Here is a 16,634-nt window from a genome sequence, read left to right on the forward strand (position 1 = left end):
TCCTTTCCCATTTATTTAAGCCCATTATATCACATCAAAAAGAAAGGACAAAAAACCAAAACCGCATAAAGAAAAGAAGAAAGCAAGTAATACTCTGAGAGATATCCCAAGAACTAGCGGAAATAGTTCGCTTTCCCAAATCTCTATCTAACAAGCCTTTTATTTGTAGGTAAATGATGAAAAAAACTTTAGACACTTGAAACATCTAAAGTTTTTTATCTTCACGATTAAATTACTGAGCTACCAGTGTTTCCAAGCTTTCTCCAATCGCAGCCAAACGCTCTATCACTTCTGCTTGGCTCAAGTCGTTTTCAGCAACATAGCGGTTGCGAGAGTGAACACGGCATTCGTGAGAACAGCCACGGAGATACTTGTCTTCATTTTCTTCTGAAGTCAGGATGCGGCGGTTACACTCTGGATTGCCACAGTTGACATAGCGCTCGCAAGGAGTACCGTCAAACCAGTCTTTCCCAATCACAACTGGATCAACATGGTTGATATCAACGGAGATACGCTCATCAAAGACATACATCTTGCCGTCCCAAAGCTCACCTTGAACTTCTGGATCCTTGCCGTAAGTCGCGATACCACCATGAAGCTGACCGACATCTTTGTAGCCTTCACGCACCATCCAGCCTGAGAATTTCTCACAGCGAACACCACCGGTACAATAAACAACCACGCGCTTATCCATGAACTTCTCTTTGTTATCACGGACCCATTGCGGCAACTCACGGAAGTTGCGGATGTCTGGACGGATGGCCCCACGGAAGTGACCCAGATCGTACTCGTAGTCGTTACGGGTATCTAGGACAACAGTATCTTCATCCAAGAGGGCTTCCTTAAATTCCTTAGGCGACAGGTAAGCTCCTGTCGTCTCTAGTGGGTTGATGTCATTATCAAAATCATTGTCTTCCAAGCCCAAGTGCACGATTTCTTTCTTGTAGCGAACAAACATTTTCTTGAAAGCTTGCTCGTTTTCTTCGTCAATCTTGAACCAAAGGTCTTCCATGCCCGGAAGGCTGTGCACATAATCCATGTATTTTTGAGTGGTTTCATAATCACCAGAAACCGTTCCATTGATTCCCTCATCTGCCACCAAGATACGGCCTTTCAGACCGATAGATTTACAGAAGGCCAGATGATCAGCTGCAAATTTCTCAGCATTCTCAATCGGAACATATTTGTAGTAAAGTAGGACGCGAATATCTTTTGCCATAAGATTTCAACTCTCTTTTCTCTATAAAATTTTCTGAATTTTTTAATTCATCTATTTATTATAACGCGAGAAGAAAAGCTGGGCAAAATATTTGTTTGGAAAATAGCAGAGCTGAAAAGTTTAAATGAGAAGGACAAGTTATCGCTCTTCTTCCAATTGGTCCAAATACTTCTCAAAGCGCTTTGACTGCATTCTCTTACAGATTTTCCTTTCACTTTATAAATTTCTATAATACAATATATAATTTACATTTTGTTTTTTATTTTGTACAAAAAAAGACTGGGAATTCTCCCAATCTGTCAATTTTTGATGTAATCAATCCTTTTTCAGACTTCCTGCGCGTGTGCGGGTGCGAGCGTAAGCAGTCAGCAAGACTGTACCGATGACTGCTACTGTCGCAGAATTCACCAGAATTGCTACAATACTTTGAGCAATAACCTTATTGACCGGCTCACCAGATACAATCACGTCACCAATCGGGCCGATTAGCCAAGCGATTGCATTGGCTCCAAACTGAATCAAGTTAAAGCGGATAATATCCTTGACTTCAAATTTGCCATCTTCTACTTGGAAGAATTTTCTAAAGAAACCAACCAATAGACCAAAGACTCCGCTGCCAGCAATCCAGAACCACCAAAGTCCGCCACCGCTCATAGCGTCTTTAATGGCATGGCCAATGAAGCCCATCAGGAAACCAACGATTGGTCCAAAAATGACGCTAAAAAGGGCTTGCAGAGGGTATTGGAGCTGGATGCTGGTATTGGGTACAGGCGTTGGGATATTGATCATTCCGATGACCACGAATAGGGCAGCTCCAATTCCTGTTGCGACTACGTTTCTGATTGTATTATTTTTCATGTTCTTCTTCCTTAATTCTCAATTCTCTTGATTTCAATATGCCACTGGGCACCGACGCCAACATTGTAGGCCTTAGCAAAGGAACCTTGGTTAATCGCTAAGCCAACCCGATAGAGGGAGTTGATATAGAGGATAGGCTGGCCGATGCGGACATCCGCAAAGGACTTGCCATAGGTTACTTGGTTTTGATAAACCAGCATGTCATTATTGTAGATGGTAACCTCGAAGCGGTCGCCAAATTCTGGTTTCAAGGTGCAGAACTCCTCGCGGGTGATAGAGGTCCAGAGAGAGCCGAAGCGAACATCCAGGATATCAATAGCTCCGCTGACATAATTCTCCGCAAGCGTAGTTTCGACTACCTGAATTTCGACAATGTCTTCAACTTTTAGCTCTGGTCCAACTTCTTCAAAGCTGATATGGCCGCTGGCTAGCTTAGCACCTGTATAGGCATAGACATCACGGCCGTGGAAAGTGTAGGAATGCTCCGTATCCTTACGGCGATTTTCCACTTCAGAAATTTCCCGAATGGCCTCAATGCCGACATGCTTCTTGATGAAAGACAGGGTGCCGTTATCAGGCGTAACGATGTACTGACCTTTTTTAGTCTTGGCTACCACACTCTTACGCTTTGAGCCCACACCCGGATCCACTACCGACACAAAGGTCGTTCCTGCTGGCCAGTAATTAACCGTCTGAAAGAGACGATAGCTCCCTTCAAAGATATTGTAAGGGGTGATATCGTGAGTCAGATGATGAATTTTCAGAGTGGGCGATTCTTCTAAGGCCACTCCGATCATGGCTGACACGGCTCCATCTACCAGACCAAAGTCCGACTGGAGTACGAGTATATTGTTCATGTTTTCTCCTTAGTTATATTTTCGATGATATTTAGTCTGAAGCTGACTTGGAATGTCTAGCTTTAAGGATTTTTCTTCCTAATAGGGCGCCTAGTAAAGCCCCCAGTAAAATGCTGACCACAAACCAAAAGACTAAGCTGGGTTCTGGCTTAAGCATGACCTGCTCAATATAAGCCTGAGTCTTTCCTCTAGCAAGAAGACTAGCTTCGTACTGCTTGGGTGCCAGCCACATTAGGAAAATAGGACCCGCTGTGCTAAAGCTGAAAACCATAAAAGCCAGCAAGCTTCTAACAGTCTTTTGATAGCTGCCTGACCGAGCTATAAGATCCGCTAAAATACCGCAAATCAAACCTGGTAGAAAGGCTCCAAAGCCATGTCGACTGAGCAGAAAGAAGAGACCTAGCAGACAACCTAGGCCGCTGATTAGACCGAAGGTCTTTATTTTCTCAGTGTAGAAGATGAACAGAACTCCGCCAAAGAAAGCTGTAAAAGCCGGAGCGTAAAACATATTGCCCGAGCGGTCAAATAGAAGCCCAACCAAGACGCCTAAGAGCATGGCTAAAAAATAAAAGAGGTAAAAGAAGCCAGCCTGCTTCAGTTTGTCTTTTCTTATAGAGTATAGCATAAGCCTTCCTTTCCCACTAGTCTAGTCAGTTTGATGGTAACTGCCAATCAAGTCTTGAATGAGCTCTATGTGCGTATAGTAGTCAGCAATTTTCACATTCTCATCTCCGCCATGGTCTCGGCTATTGGCATTGCCAAGTCCGAAAGCTGCCATAGGAACTTCCAAGGCTTCATAGACCGTGTGCATCGGACCAGTTCCAGCTGAAGTCGGCAGAACAGAGATGCCTTCGCGATAGAAATCTTTGGCCAGCTCGATAAGATTGAGAATGGAAGGTGCGCTCATGTCGCTGCGATAGCTCATTTCTCCCAAGGTATAGGTCAGCTCAACTGCCGGATAGCCATTTTTATCCAGCTGCTGACGAATCTTGTCCAAAACATCTTGTGGCTCCAGACCAGGTACCAGACGAACCTCCATCTTAGCCTGGGCCTCTGAAGGTAAAATTGTTTTAACCCCTTGGCCTTGATAGCCTGATCCGAAGCCTTCAATATTCAGCGAAGGCTCAAAGTAAAAGCGACGGAGGAATTCCTTCCGTTCGTCCAACAAAACCGGCAATTTCAAGCCATAGACCTGACTCAACTCTTCAGGAGTCCGCAGGGCATATTCCTCAATCAGAGCCAGCTCCCGTTCATTTGGCTCTTGAATCTGCTCATGAATGCCTTCAACTAGAATGCGGCCGTCTGGACTGCGCAAGCTGGATAAAGCATTGAGCAAATACCAAGAAGCTGAATTGATAACACCGCCGAAGCTAGAATGGATGTCTACATCTGCACTTTTGACCGTCATATCGAAGGTAACAATCCCCTTGTTACCGCCCGAGATTTCCAGCTGTCCTAAATTGTTGCGGCTGCCTTGCTCCCAGACCAGCAAATCTGCTCCTCGCAGGTGTTTGCGATGCTTGGCCAGATATTTATCCAAGTCTGTCGAAGCAGACTCTTCTGCCCCTTCCATCATAAAAATGATATTGACCGGCAAATCACCGTGCTCTCGAATATACTTGCGAACAGCCGTCAGACGAGCGGTAATATGCCCCTTGTCATCATCCACTCCTCGCCCATACATAACCCCGTAATGAACTGACAGCGTAAAAGGATCATTGGTCCAAGGCTGGTCATCATCTGCCGGCACTGTATCGTAGTGGTTGTAGAAAATAATGGTCTTAGCAACAGGATTTGAAGAAAGAAACTCCGCCAAAACAAATGGAGCAGTGTAGCTGTCGTCAATCATGACCTTGGCACCTGCAGCTGTAAAAATCTCTCCCAAATAGTTGGCTACTTCCTGCAGACCAACCTGCTGGGCAAAGATTGATTTTTTAGAAATCAAGGTCCGCAGCACTTCAAAATAATGCTGGGCTACCTCGTCGTTTTCAAATTTCTTGATTTGTTCAGTCTCAGTTGAGAAAGGCATGCGTTACTCCTATTAACAGCAGATAAAGGGCTGGGGAAATAAGCTTCCCCGCCCTTATCGTATTTCTTGTATCAAAGTCTACTCAGCCAAATGCAGACTGGACTTGATGGGATTTCTTACTTGATGTCTTTTGCATCTGGCAGGTAAGAGCCGCCAAAGAATTCTTGTGATAGTTTTTCAAGCGTACCGTCCTCATAGAGTTCCTTGATTCGCTTGTTGACAAATTTTTGCAGGTCTTCCTGACCACTTGCGATAATCGGATAGACATAAGGCTGTTGGTCGCTTGGAAGTTCAATCACTTCCAGATTCTTCAAGCCTTGGTCTTTGATAATAGACTCTACAGTTATGCGCTCAAAAACTTTATAGTCCGTACGGCCGTCATTCAGATTGGCCAAGATTTGCTGAATGGTTCCGTCCGTATAATTGATTTTTGTTGGATTATCGCTATGTTCCTTGTTGTAATCCTCTAGTTGCTGAGCAGTTGAAGTCCCCTGAACAACCTCAGTAGACTTGCCGCCAATGTCATCCAGCGATTTAATGCCCTCACCTTTACGGACAACTAAAACTGTTGGATTTTTCGCATATGGACTAGCATAGAGATATTTGTTAGCTCGTTCTTCAGAGTAGCTGATATTATTGGCACCAATCTGGTAGCGGTCACTGTCCAGACCTGAGAAAATAGAAGCCCACTTGGTCTTATTGAAATTGACTTCATACTTGTCTGAGTCCTTAAAGATAGCACGAAGGACTTCGATATCGTAGCCAGTCAGTTTACCGTCTTTATCCTCGTATGAAAATGGTTTGGTCGTTCCTACAGTTCCAACTTCTACCTTTATTTTCTCTGTTTTCTTCTCACTTGATGATGAGCAGGCCACTAGAGCACCAATGGCCAAGACACTGACAGCCGCCAGAGAGAAGTATTTCAAGGTTTTCTTCAGGTTCATATTTCGAATTCCTCCTAAAAAGTCTTTCTTTATCATATCAAATAAGGAGAAACTTGACCATTATATATTTTTTATGGAGGTGATAGCTTTTCTTTATCAGCTTTGAGGCAGCCATTTCTAGGCTTTTTGCTTGTAGTGCTGCAGGAGGAAGAGGGCGCTTTCAACATAGTAAGGAACGGAAACTTTGAAGGCTTCGTCGTCAATGACCATGCTGTCATGATGGAGGTCAGGAGCATTTTCTGCCCCATTTGAGCCGATAAAGGCAAAGACGCCTGGAAGCTTCTCCTGATAAAAAGCAAAATCTTCTCCAGCCGAGGAAGGACTGGCAGGCAGGACCTCGGCTAGATTCTGTGAATGCTCATAGAGCAGCTCGGCCAATTCAGGGTCATTATAGGTCACTGGCGGTGTATGATCCCAAGAAATCCTGACTTGAGCTCCAAAATTCTCCACTGTATTCTCTACAATTCGGATAAAGTCTTCCTTGAGACGCTGCTGCAAGGTCGGATTGAAACTGCGAATCGTTCCTTCAAAAAAGCCTGACTGCGGCAGTACATTCCAAGTTGCTCCCGCTTCGATATGAGTTACAGACAAGACAGCCCCTTCAAAAGGAGACACTGTGCGAGCCACTAGAGCCTGCAGATTTTGAATCATACTGATTAAGGTCAATACTGTATCAACACCCAAATCTGGTCTAGCCGCATGGCTGCTGACTCCTTCTACCTCCACCTTGAACTTCTCAACCCCAGCCATCATGGCTCCAGCTTTAAGTGCCAACTGTCCCGCCTTGAGCTGCGGCATATTGTGAAAACCGATAATAGCAGACACATCGTCCAGCAGACCAGTCGCAAGAACCTGACTGGCTCCCTGAGAAGTTTCCTCAGCCGGCTGGAAAATCAGTCGAACTGTCCCTCTCAAATCTCCTTCCATAGCCTTGAGCAGCTCCGCCGCCCCCAAGAGGCTGGTCTGGTGAAAATCATGGCCGCAAGCGTGCATGACGCCTGAATTCTGACTGGCGTAAGGCAGACCAGTCCGCTCCAAAATGGGCAGAGCATCAATATCAGCCCTCAGGGCAATAACCGGCTTGCCAGATCCAACCTCGGCAACTAGGCCGGTTTTCAGACCGGATTCTAAAATCCTAATATCCAAATCTTCCAGATAGCCTTTTAGAAAAGCCGTCGTTTCAAATTCCTGCCCAGACAGCTCTGGATGCTGATGAAGATAATGCCGTGTTTGTATCAGTTTATCATAAAATTTTTTCATGGCCGACTCCTTTACTCGAATACACCTATCTATCAACCAGTATAGCACAAAGCTGGACGCAGATACAAAAATAGAGAGCAAATAATCAATAATTAGCCCTCTAATTTTGCTATTATGAGATATCGCCTTCGAAAGAAATGACAATGGATTCATAAGAAAAATCACGCTCCAAGACCCATTTGCCATCTGTCTTGACAAATTTCAGCTGATAATCTCGTTCTGGGGTGAGAAGCGGCCGTGAGTCCAATCCAGCCATCATGTCATCAGCATAATTCTTATCTTGTGCTTTATAGAATTCCGAAAGATTCGCATACTCAGAACGATGCTTATCAGAAAACTCTTTACTGTAGTTCAGGATGGTTTTGCTTAGACTGACCGTTCTCGGTTTAATCTTGATCACTATCTCATTCGGCATGTACTGGGCTACTGTATAAGAAATTTCGGAGCGTTTTGCATTATTTTCCACATAGGCATCGATAAAGGCATTGACTTCCTTATCAGTAAAGGGATAGTCATGCAATTTACGTTTGAAGTCTTCAGCAAAAGCTGCTCTAAAGTCATTTTTATCTTGCTCCAAATTACCGCCCAAGACAAAATCTTCCTTGCCCTTGGATGACTTTGCCTTGTCTTTGCTTTTGGCGTCTCCACCTAAGAAAACAGCATTCAGATAATCAGAAGCTAATTTCTTTGACTCTTCGATTTGATCAGGATAACTTGAAGGATCAACATTTAGCTTGATTTCTTCTGTTTTCTCATCAGCATCATAAGTTTTCTTCTCATAGTGCAGTTCATATTTTTCATCCTTTTCAACCTTAAATACAAGATAACCAGAAAGAGTCTTTCCCTTAGCTAAATCTTCATATTTCAGTATTTTAAAGTTTTCTGCATCATCATAAACTCCGACAGGCTGGATTTTCTCACCTTCTGAATCATAAAAGCCAATGTCTGAAGAGGAAATCATGATTTTTTCATCCGTTTTATTCTTAATTTCCAATGACAAAGCTAAGTATTTTGAATCAGCGGCCCCATTGCTTGGCAAAATAAACTGGCCTTCCTTAATCTTGACCTCTACTTGCCCATTGCTGGCTGCTTTCTTGTCCTTCTTCTCCTGACTTTGCTTACTTGGAATATCCTGATTTGAAGTCGGAAGAAAGGCACAGGCTGTTAAGCTCATTCCTGCTAGAAGCAAGGTCGCGTATTGAAATACTTTTTTCATCATTGTCTCCTTAATAACTTAATAATATGACCTTTCTATTTTACCATACTTATCTTGACTGGTAAATACAGTTTGATACTTCTCATCACAGAAAAACCTGTAGCTCCAACTACAGGTCAAGTATCTTTAGAATCCATCTACATTCGTATAGATTTTTTGGACATCTTCGTCGTCTTCTAAAACGCTATAAAGTTTTTCAAAGGTTTCGAGGTCCTCACCAGTCAACTCTACTTCAGACTGAGGAATCATTTCCAGCTCGGTTACTTGGAATTCTTGAATGCCAGATTCACGCAGAGCCACGATGGCCTTGTGAAGGTCGGTTGGCGCTGTATAGACAGTGATGCTTCCTTCTTCTGCTTCAACATCATCAACATCCACATCCGCTTCCAGCAGCTGTTCAAAGACGCTGTCAGCGTCGTCACCCGCAAAGACAATCACACCTTTATTATCAAATAAATAGGCTACAGAGCCGCTAGCTCCCATATTGCCGCCATTTTTACCAAAAGCAGCACGGACATTGGCTGCAGTCCGATTGACATTTGAAGTCAGAGTATCGACAATCAGCATAGAACCGTTTGGCCCAAATCCTTCATAGCGGCCTTCAGTAAAGGTTTCGTCGGTGTTTCCTTTTGCCTTATCAATAGCTTTGTCAATAACATGCTTCGGCACCTGAGCCTGCTTAGCTCGGTCAATAACAAATTTCAAAGCTGTGTTAGACTCTGGATCTGGATCACCTTTTTTAGCCGCTACATAGATTTCTACACCAAACTTAGCATACACTTTTGAGTTTGCGCCGTCTTTGGCCGTTTTCTTTGCCACAATATTGGCCCATTTACGTCCCATTGGAGATTCTCCTTTTGATAAATTACATTTTTAATCTTTCTTATTATAACACAGGGAATCAGAAAAATCACTAAGAAAAAATGATAGCTTTTAGAAGAACCAGCTTGGTTTCTTTAACTTTACACCTATTTCTATTCCATAAAAAATCCAGTCGCTAAAAGAGCAACTGGACGGTACATTCTATTTCCTGAAACTAGCAGGCCTGTCATAACGGACCTTTGCCGAAATCCATCAAAAATATCACTGATCATTTTTCACAATAGGCAAATCCGGTTTGCATCTGCTTAAGCAGGCAAAAACATCCTCTATTCTGCCATCTAAAAAAGTGACATCTACTCGAACGGACTTGCCATGGTAAGGTCTGACATATAGGTAGTCTCTCCGATAGTACCTGACTCCCAGTCGAAAAGAAGCCTGCCCATCAGATGTTCTTCCCCAAGCCGGCCGGTAAAAGACGCTTTCTAGCTGATTCCAAGCAAAGCTATGCTTTTTCAAGAAAGCACCTCGCACGGTCAAGCCCCACTCTGTTCCCGCAAGAACAAAGCACTTTTTGCTCAGCTTGCGACCCGCATGGACTATTGCAAAGATTTCGACTACAACAGTCATGAAAAAAGCAAGTATAAAAGGCAAACTGAACGAGCTTATTCCTGCTCCAAGCATGGCTTTATCAATTGAAAACAGGAGCAAGGAAGCTAAAGCGCTGAAAATGATGCCTGAGACTAAAAAGACAGATGCCAAGATGACTATGGTCAAATAGAGTCCTCTACGATAGCGAAAAGCAAACAATAAAGGCATGACTTTTCCCTTCTTTCTCAGCTAATAGTTTTGCTTATGCTTTACTGAGGCGCCTTAAACTCATCTTCCTCTACCTTATTCCAGTCAGAATATTGAGTATCTGTTTGAACATCCAAACTACCTTCTTCACCCTTATAAGATAAACCTAGTTTAAAGTCTTTTAAGAATAAGGTCTTTTTATCCAAGCGTACTTCTAACGTTTTATCCATATCAGCCTGAGTAACACCTGTCAGCTCTAGTTTGAATTCTTCACCAAAAAGTCCTAGCAAATCAGCATTTTTACTGCTTAATTTAAAGATATATTCATCACCGCTTTCCTTTACAGTGACATCATCAGCCATTTGATAAAAGCCATCCATGAGTTTGAAATAATCGGGCTGAACATAATAATCTGCCCCGCTTCCCATTTCTTGCTTAGACCATGTTCCATTTTTAGAAGAACGAGTATACAAAAGTTTATTCTCTCCGCCTGGCATAATCGCTTCTTGATAACTCTCCTGACCGCTCTCTTTTCCATCTATGACTAAATGCCCCTTGGCCAGCTCATCCGTGCTTTTATCATAGAGAAGATCCCCGCTCATCGTTTGAGTTTTATTGGAACCATCTACAGTGATAGATAATTTCACCTTCATTTTCATTGAAGTTAGATCTTCATTCGCAGTTTCTGCTTTCTCCAAGAGTTCTTCAATATCGTCAGAAGAAGTATTCTTTTGGCTCTCACGGGAGCTATTCTCAGTCCCACCCTGATTCTTTTGAGAATGCTTCTGCCCAATCAAGCTACAAGCCCCTAAACTAAGCGTCAGTAAAGCTGTAAGTGCCATAAAGGTAATCTTTTTGAATTTCATGAGTCTTCCTCCTTTGAGATATGGATAGGAAAGATAATCATTCAATCAGCACAGCAATGTTTTATTGACCAAATGCTAGCTTTCATATCTACAGTCAAATCACTAAAAAGCAAATCGTGCTTCTTAGTGAAAACAAGTTTATTTGTTTATTATACCATTTTTTATTTACCGTCGCAAACAAAGCAAAAAGGCTGAACATTCAGCCTTACTTGTCTTTCATAATCGGAACCCGTCCAAAATTCTGCTCCCTAAGTGCGGGATTGGCTAGCTGATAGATCTTATCAGCCTGCTGGGTCAAACTGTCCCACGGCTCCTTGCCGATACGGCTGACTAATTCAACCTTGCCCTTAAGCTTGGACAAATGCTGGCGTCCCTGCTCGGAAAATCCTAAAATATGAACACCTGACGGAAGCTCTTCTTGCCTAGCTCCGACCAGAATATAGGTCAAAAGACGCCGAACCCGAGCCTTGGTATAGCGCTTGGTTGCCACCTGTTCAACTAGCTCTTCTATGGTCTCACTGCTTTTCAAGGCCTCTCTTATCCTAACGGCCAATTCCTGATTGACCTGATAAAAGTTTGTCAAATCCGGACAGGTCACTATCTGGTAACGAAGATAAGGAAAGAGGTCCGACCAGGTCACCTTGGGTGCCGTTTCAAGCAAGTGGTAGGCTGGAGTGAATTTCTTGAGAAAGCCCGGCTGGTCCAGATTCCGACGAAGGGCAGTTGCGGAGGCAAATTCCTGATTAGCCGATAAGGAATGGTAGCCAGCTCCCTGACGTTGAATCGAGCACAGTTTTATATCTCTTCCCGCCACAGCCTTGGCATAGGCCAAGCCCAAGATGTGGTTGGGCGTAGAGCCTGAGAAATTGAGCCCTGCAAACTCCTGCCACATAGCCTGAGTCTTCTGGGGATACGATAAGGAATCAGGCAAGCCAGCCAGATAAGCCTCCATCTGCTCTGCCTTTTGACCATATACCTTGGAAACACTCTCATAATCCAGCACTTCCTCGGTCCCAAAAGTCAGCTGTTCGATGCCCAGTCTCTCTAAGATGTCTACTGCCCCCTTAGCGAAAAAGTCCGCCGCCTGAACGCTGACCAAGAAAGGCAGCTCAAGGACCAAATCCGCTCCAGCTTCCAAAGCCATCTGTGCCCGAGTCCACTTGTCCACGATAGCCGGCTCCCCTCGCTGAACAAAATTACCACTCATAGCGATAATTTTCAGACCAGAAGCCTGCTCCAGCAGATATTTGTGCCCATTATGAAAAGGATTAAACTCTGCGATAATACCGGTAACTGCCATCTCATTTCTCCGCTACAAAGAACCAGCGAGCGCTCTTGTCAGTTGGCTCCTTGTCCTCAAAGTCCGCGTAAACCTTGACATTCTTAAAGCCAGCCTGCTCAAGCAAGATATCATAGGTCAGAATCTCATAGGTCCGCTCCTCATGCACCTCATCATGGCGCGTGAAGCGCCCATCTTCGTCTTGGACAAAGAAGGTCAGCTCATGCACGATGGAATGAGGCGGTTCGTCCGCATAGGAATCCCATACCATGGCAAAGGTTTCAGCATTTTCATGATAGGAATAGCCTTGAAAAACCTCGTCAATCTGGTAAATCGAGTGCACATCGAAGATAAAGCGACCACCCTCATTTAGATGCTGGTAAACTTGAGTGAAGACCTGACCGACATCGACTTCGTCTTCCATATAGCAAATCGAGTCCGAATAGCAAGTCACCAAATCAAACTGACCAACACCACTCAAATCCAGCATATTGCCCTGGATAAAGGGAATATCCAAACCGGCCTCTCTGCTACGTTTCTCCGCCAAAACCAGCATTTCCTGACTAAGGTCCAACCCCGTTACATCAAAACCAGCCTGCTTAAAATAAATAGACTGAATGCCCGTACCACAGGCCAACTCCAGCAGCTTTTTCTTATCCTTGGGAAAATGACGCAGACTGAAATCCGTCCACTTCTCATACAAAGAATCATCCATAATCGCATCGTAAACCGACGCGAAGGTTTCATAAGTTGCCATACTTTTCCTTTCAAAAATAGCCCAGCCAGCAGGCTGACTGAGCTAAATTCTGCTTTCTGCCCAAGGGCAAAAAATCACTTGTTTTTTTCTTCCAATAAGGCTGCAACATCCACACCAGTTGCTTCGTGCCACAACTTTTCAAGATTGTAATGCGCCCGCATCTCCTCTGAAAAGACATGGACAACCACACCGCCCAAGTCTAAGAGCACCCAGCCGCCAGCTGCGTCTCCCTCAACATGACCAGCAGAAACACCCGCCGCCGCAGCTTTCTCACGGATATTTTCAGCGACTGCATCCAGCTGACGACTGTTCATCGAGCTGACGATAACAAAATAATCTGTCACAGTAGTCAGACCTTGCAAGTCCAAAGCTACAATATCTTCTGCACGCTTTTCATCGGCCGCCTTCACGACCAGTTCCAATAATTCTTGTTCTTTCATAGTTCCTCTTTAATTAAAAATGTTTTTGTAGTCTAGAACATCCGCAAAACGTCCGTCCCAAATTTTTTGGTAAAAAGTATTTATTTTTTCTGCCGAAGCGTCTTCTCCATCAAAAGTTGTAAAAGCACCTTCTGGAATGATAAGTTTATAATCAAATTCAAATCCAACTTTAACTGATGCATCTACACAATGTTCCGTCTGCATTCCACATAAAACTAGACGACCAATATCTTCTTTATCCAAGTAATCCTTCAAATCTGTCTCTTTAAATATACTATTATACTTCTTCTGAAAGACCTTTTCATCTGACTTTCGATTCAAGAGAGGAGACAACTGCCAATCTTCCAATGCATTGTCTTCTGGATTTTCCATATGCTGAATATAGATAATTTCGACACCTTTACTCCTAGCCTGATGCTGCAGAAAGGAAATTTTATCCATCATTTTATTAGACTGAAAACCTGTTTCCACTAAGATATTTTGTACATCTATAATGATTAGAGCTGTTTTCATTCTTCTATTTCCTTCAAATACCCTACAAAGGCATTGTAGGTCTCCAAGGTCTGCGGATAGATGGGCATCCCCTTATGGGCTAGATGCTCCACAGTCCTTGCTGTTTCATAGGCCACAGCTTGATTGAGCGACTGCTGAGCCAGCTCTCTGGCCTTGTCCACTCCCGGAAAGTCTCGGTTGTGCTCGATATAGTCAGCGACATAGACGACCTTGTCCAGTTCAGACATGGTGCCACTGCCTACTGTATGAATCTCGATGGCTCGGAGAATCTCTGCATCTTCGATGCCTAAATCTTCCTGAATCTTGTAAATGCCCACCATGCCATGCCAGACATTATTGCCCCAGTTTTTCAGGTCAGGATTCAGCCGGTATTTGTCAATCAAGGCAAGAAAATCCTCGTCCGAGACCTTTTTCGCATAGTCGTGCAAGAGTCCTGCCAGACCCGCTTTTTCGACGTCAAGACTGAAGCGCTCCGCTAATTCACGGGCAGCCTTTTCCACACCTAGACAATGCCGCAGGCGTTTCTCAGGCATGACAGTTTCCATCTTAGCCAGTAAGGCCTCACGACTCATACTGATATAACTTTCATAGGTCATAGGTAAAGCCCTTCTTTCTCAATATAGTCTAAGACCGGCTGAGGCAGCAGGAAATTAGGAGTCCGTCCCTGAGCCAGAAAATCCCGCACCATACTGGAGGAAATATCCATAAGGGGGACATCCACCCAGATGACAGGGTAAGAAGTCCCCGCCTTGTAGCGCGGTCGTTGAACACCGACAAACTGAACCAGCTCAACCAGCTCATCAATCCGGTACCACTTGGGCAGGTAGTCCACCATATCCGCACCGATGATAAAGTAATAGTCCGTATCTGGATGTTGCTCTGTCAGTAGCTTCATGGTGTCGTAGCTGTAAGAAATTCCCTTGCGCTCCAGCTCAATGGTTTCAATCCCTAGTCCTTCAATGCCCTCAATAGCCAGCTCCAGCATTTTCAGCCGATGCTGCTCATCAATAGTTTCTTTCTTATCCACATGGGGCGGCTCGTACTCTGGCATGAGCAGAACCTGATCCAAGCCCAACTGTTGCCGGACCTGATCCGCCACGACCAAATGAGCATTGTGGACAGGATTGAAATTCCCGCCTAAAATACCAATCTGCTTGCGTTTTTTATCTTTAACTTCTGGTTCTAATTCCACCTTGGTAAAGGGGGTTAGTAATTCAATAGCCATAGGCTGACATCTCCACAGAAATTTTTCCTTAAATTTGCTTGACTTTGACAGAGAGTTTGCGATTTTCCTTTTTGCTGGACTGCTTGTAGAGAATCAAGATCCGGCCAATCTTCTGCACCGTATCCACTCCGATTTCCTCTTCCAGAATCTCAGCAACTTCATGGATATTCTCATCTGTATTCTGCAAGAGCGTAACCTTAATCAGCTCTCTGGCATCCAGTGCCTGACGGACGCTGGTTTTGATTTGGTCATTAAGTCCATTTTTCCCAATCTGAATGATAGGCTTGAGACTATGTGCCTGACTGTTGAGAAAGGCGCGTTGTTTTGATGTTAGTGTCATGTTCTTCTATAAGGCTTGATACAGCTAGGATTCGCTTTACTCCCCACTATTCATGGCCTTTTCCTTCCTTATTTTAAGGGAATTTCTTCCCCTTGGTGTCTTGAGTATTATATAATAGCTTTCCGAGTGACAACCGCCACACCCTCTGGCGCCCAACCAGCTACTCGGGCAGGACCACTGACGCGAATCCAGCCCAAACCTGAGAAGACGATATCTGTCTTGTCCTTGATGGTAAATTCATGCTTGACCAAAGCTGGAAATTCTTCCTTTTCCTTGCCAACGGGAGGTACTAAGAGACTGCCGACATGCTTGTCATAAAAATCACTAGCACCTTGCAACTTGGTCCGGTGGAGCTTAAGCTCATTGTCAAAATAAGCTGTGAAGCCCTGCTTATCGCCTGCCACAAAGTCAAAGCGACCTAAACCACCCAAAAAGAGGGTTTGCTCAGGATTGAGCTGGTAGGTTTTGGGCTTGATTTCCTTTTTGGGACTGATGTATTTGAGATTCTTAGCAGAAAGATAGTGAGCCATCTGGTGACGATGGATAATGCCCGGTGTATCATAGATATGACTGCCATCTGCCAAAGGAATCTCGATTTTATCCAGAGTTGTGCCCGGGAAGCGCGAAGTCGTAATAATATCCTTATCGCCCGTGATTTCCTGAATAATCGCGTTAATCAAAGTAGACTTGCCCACATTGGTCACGCCGACCACATAAACGTCACGTCCCTTGCGGCAATGCTCAATCTTGTCAATCAAGTCCTTGATCGCCTGCTTGTTCTGAGCAGAGGTTAGGACCACATCGACTGGACGCAGGCCTTCTTCGTGAGCCCGCTCCGTCAGCCACCGGGTCACCTTGCTATCCTTGACCGACTTAGGCAGAATGTCCTTTTTATTCCCAACCAAGAGAACATCGTTTCCAGCAACAAAGCGAGGCAGGCCAGGGATGACCGATCCATTAAAGTCAAAAATATCGACAACATTGACGACCAAAGCGTCGCTATCTCCAACCTCATGCAGAAGCCGCAGAAAGTCATCATCCGTCAGCTGGACATCGCTGATTTCATTATAATGGCGCAGGCGGAAACAGCGCTGACAATAGAGTTCACCTGTCTCCAAGCCTTTTTCTAGAGCTGACTGGGGCGTGTACCCTAGCTTGCTCTTATCTTCTGTCTGAATAGTGGCTCCGCAGCCGATACAGAGAAGTTCTTCCAT

General features: G+C 44.3%; 19 protein-coding genes. All 19 read right to left on the reverse strand.

Annotation, left to right across the window (positions count from 1 at the left end; genetic code table 11):
* Positions 1-232 precede the first annotated feature (232 nt).
* Positions 233-1,219 carry a rhodanese-related sulfurtransferase gene (locus MFP28_RS08770; RefSeq protein WP_002907091.1) on the reverse strand — a complete coding sequence of 329 codons (987 nt, stop codon included), beginning with the start codon at positions 1,217-1,219 and terminating at the stop codon, positions 233-235.
* A 315-nt stretch (positions 1,220-1,534) separates the two neighbouring features.
* Positions 1,535-2,077, reverse strand: a complete 543-nt coding sequence (locus MFP28_RS08775) for an ECF-type riboflavin transporter substrate-binding protein (RefSeq protein WP_002907093.1) — start codon at positions 2,075-2,077, stop codon at positions 1,535-1,537.
* Positions 2,078-2,088: 11 nt separating this feature from the next.
* The gene (locus MFP28_RS08780; RefSeq protein WP_002907094.1) at positions 2,089-2,934 is read right to left on the reverse strand and encodes an SAM hydrolase/SAM-dependent halogenase family protein; all 846 of its coding nucleotides are present in this window, start codon (positions 2,932-2,934) and stop codon (positions 2,089-2,091) included.
* 31 nt (positions 2,935-2,965) lie between these two features.
* Positions 2,966-3,559 (reverse strand): MptD family putative ECF transporter S component, encoded by a 594-nt coding sequence (locus MFP28_RS08785; protein WP_002907095.1) that lies wholly within the window; start codon positions 3,557-3,559, stop codon positions 2,966-2,968.
* Between the two features lie 21 nt (positions 3,560-3,580).
* Complete coding sequence (locus tag MFP28_RS08790; protein ID WP_002907096.1) at positions 3,581-4,963, reverse strand: M20/M25/M40 family metallo-hydrolase; 1,383 nt, start codon at positions 4,961-4,963, stop codon at positions 3,581-3,583.
* A 116-nt stretch (positions 4,964-5,079) separates the two neighbouring features.
* Positions 5,080-5,907 carry an amino acid ABC transporter substrate-binding protein gene (locus MFP28_RS08795; protein WP_032913533.1) on the reverse strand — a complete coding sequence of 276 codons (828 nt, stop codon included), beginning with the start codon at positions 5,905-5,907 and terminating at the stop codon, positions 5,080-5,082.
* Positions 5,908-6,024: 117 nt separating this feature from the next.
* Positions 6,025-7,167, reverse strand: coding sequence for a M20 peptidase aminoacylase family protein (locus MFP28_RS08800; protein ID WP_032916036.1), 1,143 nt, complete (start codon positions 7,165-7,167; stop codon positions 6,025-6,027).
* Between the two features lie 112 nt (positions 7,168-7,279).
* Positions 7,280-8,386 carry a DUF4352 domain-containing protein gene (locus tag MFP28_RS08805; RefSeq protein WP_002907098.1) on the reverse strand — a complete coding sequence of 369 codons (1,107 nt, stop codon included), beginning with the start codon at positions 8,384-8,386 and terminating at the stop codon, positions 7,280-7,282.
* Positions 8,387-8,509: 123 nt separating this feature from the next.
* Entirely contained in the window at positions 8,510-9,226 is a 717-nt protein-coding gene (locus MFP28_RS08810) for a YebC/PmpR family DNA-binding transcriptional regulator (protein WP_002907099.1), read from the reverse strand.
* Between the two features lie 240 nt (positions 9,227-9,466).
* Complete coding sequence (locus MFP28_RS08815) at positions 9,467-9,832, reverse strand: hypothetical protein (protein ID WP_002907101.1); 366 nt, start codon at positions 9,830-9,832, stop codon at positions 9,467-9,469.
* A 230-nt stretch (positions 9,833-10,062) separates the two neighbouring features.
* On the reverse strand, positions 10,063-10,866 hold the full coding sequence (locus MFP28_RS08820; protein WP_002907104.1) for a DUF6612 family protein: 804 nt from the start codon (positions 10,864-10,866) through the stop codon (positions 10,063-10,065).
* 205 nt (positions 10,867-11,071) lie between these two features.
* Positions 11,072-12,166 (reverse strand): nucleotidyltransferase, encoded by a 1,095-nt coding sequence (locus MFP28_RS08825; RefSeq protein ID WP_002907105.1) that lies wholly within the window; start codon positions 12,164-12,166, stop codon positions 11,072-11,074.
* A 1-nt stretch (position 12,167) separates the two neighbouring features.
* Positions 12,168-12,902 carry a class I SAM-dependent DNA methyltransferase gene (locus MFP28_RS08830; protein ID WP_002907106.1) on the reverse strand — a complete coding sequence of 245 codons (735 nt, stop codon included), beginning with the start codon at positions 12,900-12,902 and terminating at the stop codon, positions 12,168-12,170.
* A 74-nt stretch (positions 12,903-12,976) separates the two neighbouring features.
* Positions 12,977-13,342, reverse strand: a complete 366-nt coding sequence (gene rsfS / locus MFP28_RS08835) for a ribosome silencing factor (RefSeq protein ID WP_002901020.1) — start codon at positions 13,340-13,342, stop codon at positions 12,977-12,979.
* 9 nt (positions 13,343-13,351) lie between these two features.
* Positions 13,352-13,855, reverse strand: a complete 504-nt coding sequence (locus MFP28_RS08840) for a cysteine hydrolase family protein (protein WP_002907107.1) — start codon at positions 13,853-13,855, stop codon at positions 13,352-13,354.
* Positions 13,852-14,451, reverse strand: a complete 600-nt coding sequence (gene yqeK / locus MFP28_RS08845) for a bis(5'-nucleosyl)-tetraphosphatase (symmetrical) YqeK (protein ID WP_002907108.1) — start codon at positions 14,449-14,451, stop codon at positions 13,852-13,854. Before yqeK ends, MFP28_RS08840 begins: the two co-directional genes overlap by 4 nt.
* The gene (locus MFP28_RS08850; protein WP_002907109.1) at positions 14,448-15,080 is read right to left on the reverse strand and encodes a nicotinate-nucleotide adenylyltransferase; all 633 of its coding nucleotides are present in this window, start codon (positions 15,078-15,080) and stop codon (positions 14,448-14,450) included. Before MFP28_RS08850 ends, yqeK begins: the two co-directional genes overlap by 4 nt.
* Before the next feature lie 28 nt (positions 15,081-15,108).
* On the reverse strand, positions 15,109-15,420 hold the full coding sequence (gene yhbY, locus MFP28_RS08855; RefSeq protein ID WP_002896287.1) for a ribosome assembly RNA-binding protein YhbY: 312 nt from the start codon (positions 15,418-15,420) through the stop codon (positions 15,109-15,111).
* A 107-nt stretch (positions 15,421-15,527) separates the two neighbouring features.
* The gene (yqeH, locus tag MFP28_RS08860) at positions 15,528-16,634 is read right to left on the reverse strand and encodes a ribosome biogenesis GTPase YqeH (RefSeq protein WP_002907110.1); all 1,107 of its coding nucleotides are present in this window, start codon (positions 16,632-16,634) and stop codon (positions 15,528-15,530) included.

The organism is Streptococcus sanguinis, from assembly GCF_050234405.1.
GTDB lineage: Bacteria > Bacillota > Bacilli > Lactobacillales > Streptococcaceae > Streptococcus > Streptococcus sanguinis_W.

Excerpts from the sequence above, each read along its gene's own strand:
- MFP28_RS08770 (WP_002907091.1), bottom strand. The coding sequence starts at position 1,219 with ATGGCAAAAGATATTCGCGTCCTACTTTACTACAAATATGTTCCGATT.
- MFP28_RS08775 (WP_002907093.1), bottom strand. The coding sequence starts at position 2,077 with ATGAAAAATAATACAATCAGAAACGTAGTCGCAACAGGAATTGGAGCT.
- MFP28_RS08780 (WP_002907094.1), bottom strand. The coding sequence starts at position 2,934 with ATGAACAATATACTCGTACTCCAGTCGGACTTTGGTCTGGTAGATGGA.
- MFP28_RS08785 (WP_002907095.1), bottom strand. The coding sequence starts at position 3,559 with ATGCTATACTCTATAAGAAAAGACAAACTGAAGCAGGCTGGCTTCTTT.
- MFP28_RS08790 (WP_002907096.1), bottom strand. The coding sequence starts at position 4,963 with ATGCCTTTCTCAACTGAGACTGAACAAATCAAGAAATTTGAAAACGAC.
- MFP28_RS08795 (WP_032913533.1), bottom strand. The coding sequence starts at position 5,907 with ATGAACCTGAAGAAAACCTTGAAATACTTCTCTCTGGCGGCTGTCAGT.
- MFP28_RS08800 (WP_032916036.1), bottom strand. The coding sequence starts at position 7,167 with ATGAAAAAATTTTATGATAAACTGATACAAACACGGCATTATCTTCAT.
- MFP28_RS08805 (WP_002907098.1), bottom strand. The coding sequence starts at position 8,386 with ATGATGAAAAAAGTATTTCAATACGCGACCTTGCTTCTAGCAGGAATG.
- MFP28_RS08810 (WP_002907099.1), bottom strand. The coding sequence starts at position 9,226 with ATGGGACGTAAATGGGCCAATATTGTGGCAAAGAAAACGGCCAAAGAC.
- MFP28_RS08815 (WP_002907101.1), bottom strand. The coding sequence starts at position 9,832 with ATGACTGTTGTAGTCGAAATCTTTGCAATAGTCCATGCGGGTCGCAAG.
- MFP28_RS08820 (WP_002907104.1), bottom strand. The coding sequence starts at position 10,866 with ATGAAATTCAAAAAGATTACCTTTATGGCACTTACAGCTTTACTGACG.
- MFP28_RS08825 (WP_002907105.1), bottom strand. The coding sequence starts at position 12,166 with ATGGCAGTTACCGGTATTATCGCAGAGTTTAATCCTTTTCATAATGGG.
- MFP28_RS08830 (WP_002907106.1), bottom strand. The coding sequence starts at position 12,902 with ATGGCAACTTATGAAACCTTCGCGTCGGTTTACGATGCGATTATGGAT.
- rsfS (WP_002901020.1), bottom strand. The coding sequence starts at position 13,342 with ATGAAAGAACAAGAATTATTGGAACTGGTCGTGAAGGCGGCCGATGAA.
- MFP28_RS08840 (WP_002907107.1), bottom strand. The coding sequence starts at position 13,855 with ATGAAAACAGCTCTAATCATTATAGATGTACAAAATATCTTAGTGGAA.
- yqeK (WP_002907108.1), bottom strand. The coding sequence starts at position 14,451 with ATGACCTATGAAAGTTATATCAGTATGAGTCGTGAGGCCTTACTGGCT.
- MFP28_RS08850 (WP_002907109.1), bottom strand. The coding sequence starts at position 15,080 with ATGGCTATTGAATTACTAACCCCCTTTACCAAGGTGGAATTAGAACCA.
- yhbY (WP_002896287.1), bottom strand. The coding sequence starts at position 15,420 with ATGACACTAACATCAAAACAACGCGCCTTTCTCAACAGTCAGGCACAT.
- yqeH (WP_002907110.1), bottom strand. The coding sequence starts at position 16,634 with ATGGAAGAACTTCTCTGTATCGGCTGCGGAGCCACTATTCAGACAGAA.